Origin of the sequence: Afifella sp. JA880 (assembly GCF_025379905.1) — a bacterium.
Lineage (GTDB): Bacteria > Pseudomonadota > Alphaproteobacteria > Rhizobiales > Afifellaceae > Afifella > Afifella aestuarii.
The window spans coordinates 1,730,654-1,743,677 of record NZ_JAOANH010000001.1 but is presented as its reverse complement, the minus strand read 5'-3'; the positions used below and the strand labels follow the sequence as shown (position 1 = coordinate 1,743,677).

Genomic DNA, 13,024 nt, shown 5'->3' with positions numbered 1-13,024 from the left:
GACACGCTTCTCGCCGCGACGGCGTTGCAGCGCTCCCGTTCTTCTCCCCTGTGGGGAGAAGGTGGCGGGCGAAGCCCGCCGGATGAGGGGTGGTCTTCCATCCCGCGCTGAGATCCGTTCTTCGTCCACCCCTCACCGCCCGCTTCGCGGGCACCTCTCCCCAGAAGGGGAGAGGAATGGAGGGTCCAGCCGACGCTGTTCTTCAATCGCAGCGGCCACGGAAATCGCAGCGATAAGGGTCATTGCGACGGCACTGATGAGAGCACGTTCTGGCCTTCGCTGGTGAGAAGCCACAACGAAGAAGCTCTCGCTGCCTCGTGCGGGAGCCCGCGCGGACACGCTTCTCGCCGCAAGGGCGTTGCAGCGCGCTCCAGTTCTTCTCCCCTGTGGGGAGAAGGTGGCGGGCAGAGCCCGCCGGATGAGGGGGTGGTCTTCCATCCCGCGCCGAGATCCGTTCTTCGTCCACCCCTCACCGCCCGCTTCGCGGGCACCTCTCCCCAGAGGGGAGAGGAATGGAGGGTCCAGCCGACGCTGTTCTTCAATCGCAGCGGCCACGGAAATCGTAGCGATAAGGGTCATTGCGGCGGCACTGATGAGAGCACGTTCTTGGCCTTCGCTGGTGCGCAGCCACACGGGAACGAAGAAGCTCTCGCGTCCTCATCACCGCAGATCCCGGCGGGACTGTCCGGAAAAAATCAGGTCGTGACGAACTGTTCGTTGAGGGCGTAGCCGGCGCCGCGGACGGTGCGGATCGGGTCGCGCATGCGGCCGCGGTTGATCGCTTTTCTGAGGCGGCCGACATGCACATCGACGGTGCGTTCGTCGACATAGACGTCGCGGCCCCAGACGCCGTTCAAGAGCTGCTCGCGGGTGAAGACGCGGCCCGGGCTGCGCATCAGGAATTCCAGAAGCCGGAATTCCGTCGGGCCGAGATGGATCTCGCGCCCCCCGCGGAAGACGCGGAAGGTGCCGCGGTCGAGTTCGAGATCGCCGGCGGCGAGCTTGTCGGCGACCATTTCCGGACGCGTGCGGCGCAGGAGCGCTTTCACGCGCGCCATCAGCTCCGGCACCGAAAAGGGTTTGACGACATAATCGTCGGCGCCCGTGGCGAGCCCGCGGATGCGCTCGTCTTCCTCGCCGCGTGCCGTCAGCATGATGACGGGGAGTTTCGCGGTCGCCTCGCGCATTCTGACGCGGCGGCAGAGTTCGATGCCGGAAAGGCCCGGCAGCATCCAATCGAGGACCAGGAGGTCGGGCGCCTCTTCCAGAAGGCGCAATTCCGCATCGTCGCCGCGTCCGACCGTGTCGACGGAATAGCCTTCCGCCTCCAGGTTGTAGCGCAGAAGCAGCGTCAGCGGTTCTTCATCCTCGACGACGAGAATCCGGGGCACCTGCATGGCTCACTCCGTCAACCCGCGGACGGCGCAGTCGCCGCGCGTTCCATCTGCTTGCCGGTGACGAGATAGGTGATCGTCTCGGCGATATTGGTGGCGTGGTCGCCGATGCGCTCGATGTTCTTGGCGCAGAAGAGAAGATGCGTGCACATGCCGATATTGCGCGGATCTTCCATCATGTAGGTCAGCATCTCGCGAAACAGCGACACATACATGGCGTCGATCTCGTCGTCGGAGCGCCACACAGAGATCGCCTTCTGCACGTCGCGCGAGCCATAGGCGTCGAGCACGTCCTTGAGCTGGCGCAGGCCGAGGCTCGCCAGATGTTCGACACCGCGGCGAAGCTGGTGGTTCATCCGCTGATCCTCGATGGCGAGCGCGCGCTTGGCGATGTTCTTGCCGAGGTCGCCGACGCGTTCCAGATCGTGCGAGATGCGGATCGCGGCGACGGTTTCCCTGAGATCCTGAGCCATCGGCTGGCGCTTGGCGATGACGAGGATCGCCCGCTCTTCGATCTGGTAGTGCATCTGGTTGATCTGGCGGTCGCCGAGGATGACGTCCTGGGCGAGCTGCGCATTGGTGCTCAACAGCGCATTCACCGCCTCGTCGAGCTGTTGTTCGACGAGACCGCCCATTTCGGCGATGGAGCGGGCGAGTTCCCGCAATTCCTCGTCATAGGAGGTGACGATATGTTCAGACACGGGGCTCACTCCTCTCCCGATTAGCCGAAGCGGCCTGTGATGTAGTCCTGGGTGCGCTTGTCGGTGGGGTTGGTGAACATCATGTCCGTCGGCCCCTCCTCGACCAGATAACCCAGATGGAACATGGCCGTGCGCTGCGAGACGCGCGCCGCCTGCTGCATCGAATGCGTGACGATGACGATCGTATAGTTCTCGCGCAGTTCGTCGATCAGCTCTTCCACCTTGGCGGTGGCGATGGGGTCGAGTGCCGAGCACGGCTCGTCCATCAGGATGACTTCCGGGTTCACGGCGATCGCGCGGGCGATGCAAAGGCGCTGCTGCTGTCCGCCGGAGAGGCCGGTGCCGGGTTCGTCGAGCCGGTCTTTCACCTCGTTGAAGAGGCCGGCGCGCTGCAGGCTCGTGGCGACGATCTCTTCGAGGTCGCGCTTGCCGGAGGCGAGGCCGTGAATGCGCGGCCCGTAGGCGACGTTCTCGTAGATCGATTTCGGAAAGGGGTTGGGCTTCTGGAAGACCATGCCGACCCGGGCCCTGAGCTCCACGACGTCGAGCGATTTGTCGTAGATGTTCTCGCCGTCGAGTGTGATGTGGCCGGAGACGCGCGCGATGTCGATCGTGTCGTTCATCCGGTTGAGGCATCTGAGGAAGGTCGATTTTCCGCAGCCGGACGGGCCGATCAGCGAGATCACCTGATTTTCCGGCACGTCGAGATCGACGTCGAACAGGGCCTGCTTGTCGGCGTAATGGACGGACACTTTCTCGGCGCGCATTTTCGGCACGGCGGCACTCTCCTGCGGCACTTCGGGCGGCGCTTTCGTCGCCGTGGCTTTGGCCGCGCTCGGGCTGTGGCTGATATCGTTCATGGCGAATTCTCCCAGTTACCAGCGCCGCTCGATGCGCTGGCGCAGCAGGATCGCGATCGCATTGAGGCTGATCATCAGACCAAGCAAGACGATGATGGCGGCATTTGTGCGGGCTTCGAAGAAATTGAAGTTCTCGTTGCCCTGCCAGAGATAGATCTGCACGGGCAGGGCCGTCGCCTGATCCATCGGGCTCGCCGGCACGCTGGCCACGAAGGCGTTCATGCCGATGAGAAGGAGCGGCGCGGTCTCGCCGAGCGCCTGGGCGACGCCGATGATGGTGGCCGTCAGAATGCCCGGAATGGCGAGCGGCAGGACATGGTGGAAGACCATCTGCGTGCGTGAGGCGCCGAGCCCGAGCGCCGCCTCGCGGATCGACGGCGGGATGGCGCGCAAGGTGCCACGGGTGGCGATGATGATTGTCGGCAGCGTCATCAAGGTGAGGACGAGACCGCCGACGAGCGGCGCCGACAGGGGCAGATGCATCCAGTTGATGAAGATCGAGGCGCCGAGGAGGCCGAAGACGATCGACGGCACGGCGGCGAGGTTGTTGATGTTGACCTCGATGAAATCGGTGAAGCGGTTCGTCGGCGCGAATTCTTCCAGATAGATGGCGCTGGCGACGCCGATCGGAACCGCGAGCATGATGACGACGAGCATCATGTAGAGCGAGCCCATGAAGGCGCCGGCAAGACCGGCCGAGGCCGGCGAGGAGCGCGAATCGACGTTGAAGAAGATGCCGGAATTGAAGCTCTGCGTGATGACGCCCTTTTCGGCGAGCGCATCGGCGATTTCCTGCTCGCCGGGCGAGAGCTGCTGACGGCTTTGCCCGAGCGAGCGGTCGATATTGCCTTTGAGCCAATTGTCGACATTGGCGTCGGCGAGAAGATCGACGTCGATCGTCTGGCCGATGAGGCTCGGATCTTCGAGCACCATATCGCGCAAGGCATAGCGCTCGCCGCTTGCCACGATGCCGACGATGTCACGAGTCTTGGCGTCGGCGAGATTGGGCGGCAGGACGCCGCGCACGGCGCTTTCCAGGATCTTGTTCCAGCTGACGCGGGCGAGGTCGCGCCGCCAGTCGGTCAGCTCGGCCTCGAACTCGGCCGGGTTCTGATCGGCCTTCTGGACGGGCGGCTGCCCGACGTCGATGACATCGGCATTGAGCGAAATCTGAAGATGCAGGGTCGACTGCCAGAAGGCCGGAACGCCCTTGAAGAGGACGGAGCCGAAGAGCACCGCCACCATGGCGAGGGCGGCAAAGATCGCGGCAAGGCCGAGCACCTGAAAACGGCGCTCCTGCGCATGACGGCGCTTGAGGCTGGCCCGGACGGCGTTGAGCTGGCTGTCGACGGGCGCCGAAGCGGACACGGTGTCGGTCGCGCTCATTCGTACTGCTCCCGGTATTTGCGGACGATGTAGAGCGCCACGACGTTGAGGCCGAGCGTCATGATGAAAAGCGTGAGGCCGAGGGCGAAGGCGACGAGCGATTGCGGGCTGGCGAAATCGGTGTCGCCCGTCAGCTGATTGACGATCGAGACGGTGACACTGGTGCTCGGCTCGAACGGGTTGAAGCGCAGCACCGGCGAATTGCCGGCGGCGAGCACCACGATCATGGTTTCGCCGATGGCGCGGCTGACGGCGAGCAGAAAGGCGCCGACGATGCCGGGGAGCGCCGCCGGCAGGATGACGCGCTTGATCGTCTCGGAGCGGGTGGCGCCGAGCCCGAGCGAGCCATCGCGCATGGAGGCGGGGACCTGCGTGATGATGTCGTCGGACAAGGAGGAGATGAACGGAATGATCATCACGCCCATGACAGCGCCGGCGGTGAAGGCGCTGGTGGCGCTGATGTCGAGGCCGACGGCGGCCCCCATATCGGCGAAGAACGGACCCGCGACGGTGAGGGCGAAGACGCCGTAGACGATGGTCGGGATGCCGGCGAGGATTTCGATGATCGGCTTGGCGATGTTGCGCAGATGCGAGGAGGCGTATTCGGCCATGTAGATCGCCGTCATCAGCCCGATCGGCAGCGCGACGAGGATGGCGATGGCGCTGATCATCAAGGTGCCGACGAGGAGCGGCAGGAGACCGAAATCGCCCTGGCCGGCGCCGACGGAGGAAAAGCGCGGATTCCAGACCGTGCCGAAGAAGAAATCGAGCGGATTGACGAAGCCGAAGAAGCGCACCGCCTCGCCGAGAAGCGAGGCGACGATGCCGACGGTCGTCATGATGGCGACGGCGGAGCACAAAAGCAGGAGGATGCGGATGACGCGCTCCACCTCGTTGCGGGCGCGCAGCCGGGGCGTGATGCGGCGCAAAGTGTAGACGAGGCCGGCGACCGCCGATGACGCCGCGAGCGCGATGAGCGCGAAATTCCAGATCGCGTGATAGGTGCCGAGCCGCGTCGCCGCGACGTTCTCGTAAGGCTTGGCTTCGCCGACGATGCCGAAGCCAGTGGCGATCTGGTGGATGCGTTGCATGACGCCGCGCAATTCGTGGGCCGGCAGCTCGCGCACTTCCGGCGGCAGGGCGGACATAATCACGTAGCGGGTGATGACGGGTTCAAAAAGCCCGAAAACGATGATCACCGCGAGAGCGGGAATGGCGCACCAGATGGCGACGAGGAGGCCGTGATAGGCCGGACGGGAATGGGGGCGGACCTCCGAACGGCCCGTCACTTTGCGGTAGCGGCCGAGCGCCACCTGATAGCCGAGCGCCATCAGGGTCAGCAGAATACCGGCGATTATGAGATCACTCACGAACAGACCTCTCGTTGCGCGCTCGCGCTGAGCGAACCGAAAGCGCGATGCCTTTGTCTCTTGCGGTCACGGCCATGGTGGGGAGAGGAAATGAAGAAAACCGACAAGAGAAAAGGGCGGAGCGTGTAGGCACGCTCCGCCCCTATCAGATTAGCCCTGCAGGTCGGAAGCCGAGAGCGTCTTTTCGTCCTCGACATTCTGCCGCTGGGTCTCGAGCTCGTCTTCCGGAGCCGGGATCATGCCGGCCTCTTCGAGGCGACCGCCGGAGCCGGCCATGTCGTCGGAGAGGAAGAACTCGGCATAGTCCTTGATGCCCGGGATGACGCCGATGTGCTCGCCCTTGATGTAGAAGAAGAGCGGGCGGGAGACCGGGTAGTCGCCGGAGGCGATCGTGTCGATGCTCGGCTCGACGCCGGACATCGTGGCGACCTTCAGCTTGTCGCGGTTCTGGTCGTAGAAGGAGAGACCGAAGACGCCCATCGTGTTGTCGTTGGCTTCAAGGCGCGCCAGCGTTTCGGTGTAGTCGCCGGAGATCTCCGTGACGCGGTCCTGACGGAAGTTGAGGCAGGTCGCCTTCATCTCGTCTTCGCTCATCTCCGGAAGACCGGCTTCCTCGCAGCCCGGGAGAACGACCTTCTCCTCGAAGACTTCGCGCGTGCCGTGATTGCCGGCCGGGATGGCGAGCTGGATTTCCTGATCCGGCAGGGAGGAATCGATGTCGCTCCAGCTGGTGTAGGGGTTGTCGACCATTTCGCCGTCCTGCGGAACCTTGGCGGCAAGCGCCTTGTAGACGTCGACCGGCTTCAGGGCGAAGTTGTCCTTGTCGGCACTGGTGGCGAAGACGATGCCATCGTAGCCGATGCGGACTTCGACGATCTTCTTGACGCCGGCTTCGTTGCACGCCTCGATTTCGGACGGTTTGATGCGGCGGGAAGCATTGGCGATGTCGATGGTGTTCTCACCGACGCCCTGGCAGAACTGGCGCAGACCGCCCGAGGAACCGCCGGAGCCGACGACCGGGGTGTTGAAGTCCGGATAGGCGTTGCCGAATTCTTCCGCCACGATGGAGGCGAAAGGCAGGACGGTCGAGGAACCGGCGATCTGGATCGTGTCACGGGACTGGGCGTTGGCAGCGCCGGCCGAGAAGGCGGCGCCTACGGCCAGCGCCGCGACACCAGCGAGAAGCTTGTAAGTCACTGAGATATCTCCCTGTTTTGCTTCGTAATAAAGCATGGCCATGCAGCGATGACCGGGGCCTTCCTAGGCGTCTGGCGAAACAGGTTTGTGAAATTAGTATGACACTTGAATGACACTCGGGCCGAAGCGGGGCGGAAATCGTTTCCCCGGGAAAGGGAAGACCGCGACGGGGGCCGGCACGAAGCCAGGAAATCCGCGGCTGCGGGCGGTGCGAGGAGGATGGCGATTTGGTTAATGGAAATCGCGCGTTTTCACTTTAATGCCGCCGTCGAATCTGAGGTCGGGAATGAAAATGTCGCGGCCGCGCATGCCCATGGCCTTCACCTCGCGGGAATCCGGCCCGCCACCGGATTTCGCCTGATCGGCGCGGCTGCGCTGGAAGGGGAAGGGCGCCTCGCGCTCGCCGACCTTTTTCAGGAGGTCGGACAGATCGATGAGCTGGTCGGCGACGATATGGGTGACCTCGCCCTCGCGCTGCAGGCGGCCGCGGCAGGCGATCATGCCGGCCGATAAGACGATGCGCCGCTGCCGCTCGAAGAGCTTCGGCCAGATGATGAGATTGGCGTGGCCGGTCTCGTCTTCGATGGTGATGAACATGACGCCCTTGGCGCTGCCGGGGCGCTGACGCACCAGGACGAGGCCGGCGATGGTCACGAAGCGCCCCTCCCTGAGCGTGTCGAGATCGGCCGTCGGGACGATGCGGCGGCGCGTGAGATCTTCTCTGAGGAAGGCCACCGGGTGGCGGCGCAGGCTCAGGCCCGTGGCGGCATAATCTTCCACCACTTCGCGGCCGGGCTTCATCGCCTGCAGGGCGATGGCGGGCTCGTTGCCCTCCGGCCGGATCTTCTCCTCGCGCGCATCGGCGGCGGCAAAGAGCGGCAGCGGGCTGTCGGCCAGAGCGCGGATCTCCCAAAGCGCCTGGCGCCGGGAGAGGCCGATGGCGGAAAAGGCGTCGGCCTCGGCAAGCCGCTCCAGCGCCGCCACCGGCAATCCGGCCCGCCGCCAGATTTCTTCCAGGCTCCGATAGGGGCGATGGCGGGCGGCGAGAAGCGCTGCGCCGTCCTTGTTGGCCAATCCCTTGGCAAGCCGCAGCCCGAGCCGCACGGCAAAGCGGCCCTCCACGCCTTCGAGCGGCTCGAGCGTGGCATCCCAGCGGCTGTCGTTGACGGAGACGGGCCGCACCTCGACGCCATGGGCGCGCGCATCGCGCACGAGCTGGGCGGGGGCATAAAAGCCCATCGGCTGGCTGTTGAGGATCGCCGCGAGAAAAACGTCCGGATGGTGGCATTTCACCCAGGAGCTCGCATAGGCGAGAAGCGCAAACGAGGCGGCATGGCTTTCTGGAAAGCCGTAAGAGCCGAAGCCTTCGATCATCTTGAAGGCGCGCTCGGTGAAGTCCGGATCGTAGCCGCGCTCGCACATGCCGGTGATGAACTTGTCGCGAAAAGCGCTGACCCCGCCGGTGAATTTGAAGGTCGCCATGGAGCGGCGGAGCTGATCGGCCTCAGACGGCGTGAAGCCGGCGCAATGGACGGCAAGCGACATCGCCTGTTCCTGGAAGAGCGGCACGCCGAGGGTCTTGCCGAGAACGCGTTGAAATTCCGGCGTCGGATAAGACGGCGTCTCCTTGCCCTCGCGGCGGCGGAGATAGGGATGCACCATCTCGCCCTGGATCGGGCCCGGACGCACGATGGCGATCTGGATGGTGAGATCGTAGAGGTTTTTCGCCTTGAGGCGCGGCGACATCGCCATCTGGGCGCGGCTTTCGATCTGAAAGACGCCCATCGTGTCGGCATGGCCGATCATCTCATAGACTTCCGGCTGCTCCGCCGGGACGGTGGCGATGTCGAGATCGCGCCCGCAATGGTCCTTCAGAAGATCGAAGGCGCGGCGCAGGCAGCCGAGCATGCCGAGCCCCAGAACATCGACCTTCATGAAGCCTAGAATGTCGATGTCGTCCTTGTCCCATTCGACGATCTGGCGGTCGGCCATCGCCGCGGGTTCGATCGGAACGAGCGTGTCGAGCCGGTCTTCCGTCAGGACGAAGCCTCCCGGATGCTGCGACAGATGCCGCGGAAAGCCGATCAGCGCCTTGGCGAGCTTCAAGGTGAGCTGGAGCCGGTAATCGCTGCCATTGAGATTGAGATCGGCGACATGGCGCTCTTCGACGCCTTCCTTGCTCCAGCCCCAGATCTGCGAGGAAAGGGCTGACGTGACGTCCTCGGTGAGGCCGAGCGCCTTGCCGACCTCGCGCACCGCGCCCTTGGAGCGGTAGCGGATGACGGTGGCGCAGAGCGCGGAGCGATGCCGCCCATAGGTTTCGTAGATCCACTGGATCACCTCCTCGCGCCGCTCATGCTCGAAATCGACGTCGATGTCGGGCGGCTCGCCGCGGTCGCGCGACACGAAGCGCTCAAACAGGAGATCGTTGCGCTCCGGATCGATGGAGGTGATGCCGAGCGCGAAGCAGACGGCGGAATTGGCGGCACTGCCGCGCCCCTGGCAGAGGATGCCCTTGGAGCGGGCGAAGCGCACGATGGAATGGACGGTGAGAAAATAGGGCGCGTAATCGAGCTCCGCGACGAGATTAAGTTCATGGGTGATCTGAGCCGTGACTTTTTCCGGCACGCCGTCCGGAAAGCGCCATTGCGCCCCCTCCCAGGTGAGTTTGGTGAGCGCCTCCTGCGGCGTGAGGCCGGGGATCGAGACCTCCGCCGGATACTGGTATTTGAGTTCGTCGAGCGAGAAGCGGCAGGCGGTGGCGATTTCCAGGCTTCTTGCGAGCGCCTGCGGGTAGGCGGAGAAAAGCCGCGCCATCTCTTCCGGCGGCTTCAGATGGCGTTCCGCGAAGGGCTCGCGGCGAAAGCCGAGTTCGTCGATGGTGACGCCTTCGCGGATCGAGGTGACGACATCCTGCAGGATGCGCCGCTCCGGCGCGTGATAGAGGACGTCGTTGGTGGCGACCGGCGCCACTTTGGCCCGCTCCGCCATGGCGACGAGCGCGGCAAGACGCGCCGCATCGTTCGGCCGGCGGCGCAAGGTGAGGGCGAGCGAGGCATCGGCGCCGAAGGTCTCTTTGAGCCAGGCGAGCCGGGCGGCGAGTTCCGCATCCGCCATGTCCGGAATGAGGGTCGCCATCTGGCCTTCGCCGAAGGCCGCCACCTCCTCCGCCGTGACCAAGCAGGCGCCCTTGCCGGCGCGTTTCTTGCCGAGGCTGAGGAGCTGGCAGAGCCGCGCATAGGCCGCCCGGTCGCGCGGATAGAGAAGGAGAGGCATGCCGCAGGCGAGATCGAGCCGACAGCCGACGATGAGGCGCACGCCCGTCGTCTTCGCGGCCTGGTGGGCGCGCACCATGCCGGCGAGCGAGCCGCGATCGGTGAGCGCCAGTGCCGGCAGGCCGAGACGCGCCGCCTCGGCGAACAATTCCTCCGGATGCGAGGCGCCGCGCAGGAAGGAGAAGTTCGAGGTCGCCTGCAATTCGGCGTAAGGGGCGGCGCTCATGCGAAGAAGCCGTGCAGATACCAGCGCGGCGAGCGGTTGCCCGCTTCCTCGCGAAATAGCCAGAAGCGCTGGCCGGCCTCGTCCTCGACCTGGAAATAGTCACGGGCGAGCGCGATTTCGCCGGGCGCCCGCCACCATTCGCCGAAAATCCGCTCCGGCCCGTCGGCGCGGCAGATGCGGTGGCGGCGCCCCTGCCAGATGAAGAGGGCCGGCGGATAATCGGGCAGAAGCGCGATGACTTCGACGGGCATCGGATCGGCCAGAAGCCGCGCCGGCCGCGGCCAGTCGCGCAGCCAATTTTCCGGCCGCGGCGTCTCCGTCCTGGGTTTCGGGGCAAGAGCCGCGACCCGGCGCACCGAGCGTTCCGGCCAGTCGCTTTCGACGGGCGCCGTGCGGTAGATGCGGCCCGCGCCGAGCCGGTTGGCGAGCCGGTCGACGAGGGTGGAGAGATCGGGCTCCTGCGGCCGGCCGTAGAGCTCCGAGGCGATCTGCTCGGGCAGGAGCGGGCGCGTGAGGGGGGCGGCGAGAAGGGCTTTCTCCACGCCGAGGCCGCAATCGAGGCCGGCAAGTTTTTCGCAGATGAGCCGCGCCATATGCTCTGGCGCGCGGCTGGGCTTTGCCATGCGCACCGAGACGATGCCGGTGCTGCGATCGAGCCGCGTGACGTGAAGGTCGAGCCGCCGGGCTCCGTGCTGGCGTGCCTCCAGGACGGCGGTGAGATCCACGCAGAGACGCTCCACCGCCTGGGCGAGCCCCTCCGCCGTGATGACCGGCTCCACGAAGGAGAGTTTTGCTGAGACGAGCTCGGACGGGATGAGGGGGACGAGCGGCTCGCGCGACAGGCCGAGCGCCTGATCGAGGCGCAGGAACACGTCATGGCCGAAGCGGCGGGTGATCGGTGCACGCTTGATGCCGATGAGGTCGCCGATCCGCTCAAAGCCGAGCCGGCGCAAAGCCTGCGTCGTCTCCGGCGAAAGGCGCAGGGCTTCCACCGGCAAGGGAGCGAGCGCGCCTTTGAGGCTCTGCGTTTCGGCGATGCGGGTGCAGTCGGGTGCGGCAAAGCGGGCGAGCGCATGCGCGGCGCCGACGCTTCCGGCAAGCGCCAGCCTTGCCGTCAGACCGCGGCGGGCGAGACGGGCGGCGAGATCGGCGAGGAGGTTGTCTTCGCCTTCGTCCAGATTGCGGCTCTGCCCTTCTGTCCTGGCCGCAAAAAGATGCGTGCAGCCGGTGACATCGAGAAGGAGCCCGTCCGGCGGGGACGGCATCACGACGGGGCTGTAGCGGGCAAGACACCAGGCGGCGAGTTTCGCAAGGCCATGGGCGTCGGCCCTGGGTGCGTAGTCGCGCAAGGTGAGGCCCGGCATGAGCAGCTGCGCCTGCGTCGCCGCCATGCCGGGCTTCAGCCCATGCGCCAGGGCGGTCGCATCGACGGCGGCGACAAGGCGCTGGGCGCCGATGCGCGTCGTCAAGGCGAGCGGCGCCTCAGGCGGCAGATCGGTCGAGGTGAGGCGCATCCGCTCCGTCGCGAAGAAGGGCAGATACACCGAGACGACCCGTGCCATCGCAGGCCTCCGTGATGAAGCTCGCCGGATCGGCGCCCCGGCAGCGCATGAGATCGACACGCCAGCGCCCGCGCCCGATGCCGGCGACAGGATGGGCGGCAGAAGACGATGACATCAGCGGCAGCGAGGGGGCGGAGCGGATCCGCCAGCGTGTTGCAGCGGCCGTCGGCTCCGCCCCCGTCTGGCGATGCGGCCGCAGAAGCGTGAAGGCCGTCACGCCCTCGCTTTCGGCGGCAAGCTGCAGGCGCCGCGACGCGGTGAGACCGAGCCGCGCCACCTCGCCGACGACGGCAGCGAGCCCCGGATGGTGCAGCCCCTCTTCCATGGCGGCGAGCACGTCGCGCTCGTGCCAGGTTTCGGCATAGATCACCCGGTCCGGATCGAGACCGGCGGCTGCAAGACTCGGGGTAAAAAGATCGCGGGCCTTGAGGCACCACAGAACGGGGCCGGAGAGACGGGCGAGGAGGCCGGCGAGAAACAAGGTGGCGGCCGCGATGTCTTCCGCGCCGCCGTTCCCGCCGATCTTTTCGATCCCGGCCGCCCCAGTTTTTTGTGTTCCCTCCGCGGGGTGGCGGTCGATCGGGGTGGCAGAGCCGCCCCAGATCTCGTGCAGGGCGCCAAGCCGCAATCCCCCCTCCGGCAGATGCGCATCAATGGCCTCCGCCTCGAAGGCGAGCGCCGGCGCATCCGGGCGGGCCCCGGCCTCCAGCGCACCGACTTCGCGGCGCAGCTCTTTGAGAACGGCCGCGCGCCAGCCCGCGCCGGACTCCTTGTCGTGTTGTGCTCCGACCATAGCGATGGGATCATGTTCCTATTTTGTTCTTATGGATTCCCGAGATGGCGAAGAGAGTCAAGACGCGTCTGCGGCGATGAGGGCGCGGGGAGGGGGGAGCGGATGCGAGATGGAAGAATTCTCATCTTGCCAAGCGCTCTGGAAAGCTTCGCAAAAGCTCAGATGACGAGAATGTGAAGCTGGCTATGAACTATTCCATGCGTCGGACGTTCTCGGAGGCGAAGATGCAGAAAAGGCGCGGGCCGACTGCTAAGCGATTT

General features: G+C 65.6%; 9 protein-coding genes. All 9 read right to left on the bottom strand.

Features of this window, described 5'->3' with window-relative positions:
• Positions 1-695 precede the first annotated feature (695 nt).
• Entirely contained in the window at positions 696-1,391 is a 696-nt protein-coding gene (gene phoB / locus NYQ83_RS08175) for a phosphate regulon transcriptional regulator PhoB (RefSeq protein ID WP_128293256.1), read from the bottom strand.
• A 17-nt stretch (positions 1,392-1,408) separates the two neighbouring features.
• Positions 1,409-2,095 carry a phosphate signaling complex protein PhoU gene (phoU, locus tag NYQ83_RS08170; protein WP_128292146.1) on the bottom strand — a complete coding sequence of 229 codons (687 nt, stop codon included), beginning with the start codon at positions 2,093-2,095 and terminating at the stop codon, positions 1,409-1,411.
• A gap of 20 nt (positions 2,096-2,115) precedes the next feature.
• The gene (gene pstB, locus NYQ83_RS08165) at positions 2,116-2,862 is read right to left on the bottom strand and encodes a phosphate ABC transporter ATP-binding protein PstB (protein ID WP_261214001.1); all 747 of its coding nucleotides are present in this window, start codon (positions 2,860-2,862) and stop codon (positions 2,116-2,118) included.
• A 108-nt stretch (positions 2,863-2,970) separates the two neighbouring features.
• On the bottom strand, positions 2,971-4,341 hold the full coding sequence (pstA, locus tag NYQ83_RS08160; protein ID WP_261213867.1) for a phosphate ABC transporter permease PstA: 1,371 nt from the start codon (positions 4,339-4,341) through the stop codon (positions 2,971-2,973).
• Positions 4,338-5,711: a phosphate ABC transporter permease subunit PstC gene (gene pstC, locus NYQ83_RS08155; protein WP_205649885.1), complete on the bottom strand. Its 1,374-nt coding sequence runs from the start codon at positions 5,709-5,711 to the stop codon at positions 4,338-4,340. The genes pstA and pstC overlap by 4 nt, the downstream gene beginning before the upstream one ends.
• Before the next feature lie 150 nt (positions 5,712-5,861).
• Complete coding sequence (locus NYQ83_RS08150; RefSeq protein ID WP_261213863.1) at positions 5,862-6,908, bottom strand: substrate-binding domain-containing protein; 1,047 nt, start codon at positions 6,906-6,908, stop codon at positions 5,862-5,864.
• 231 nt (positions 6,909-7,139) lie between these two features.
• Positions 7,140-10,409 (bottom strand): error-prone DNA polymerase, encoded by a 3,270-nt coding sequence (locus NYQ83_RS08145; RefSeq protein WP_261213862.1) that lies wholly within the window; start codon positions 10,407-10,409, stop codon positions 7,140-7,142.
• Positions 10,406-11,971 carry a DNA polymerase Y family protein gene (locus NYQ83_RS08140; protein WP_261213860.1) on the bottom strand — a complete coding sequence of 522 codons (1,566 nt, stop codon included), beginning with the start codon at positions 11,969-11,971 and terminating at the stop codon, positions 10,406-10,408. Before NYQ83_RS08140 ends, NYQ83_RS08145 begins: the two co-directional genes overlap by 4 nt.
• Positions 11,892-12,764, bottom strand: a complete 873-nt coding sequence (locus NYQ83_RS08135; RefSeq protein ID WP_261213858.1) for an ImuA family protein — start codon at positions 12,762-12,764, stop codon at positions 11,892-11,894. Before NYQ83_RS08135 ends, NYQ83_RS08140 begins: the two co-directional genes overlap by 80 nt.
• Positions 12,765-13,024 lie beyond the last annotated feature (260 nt).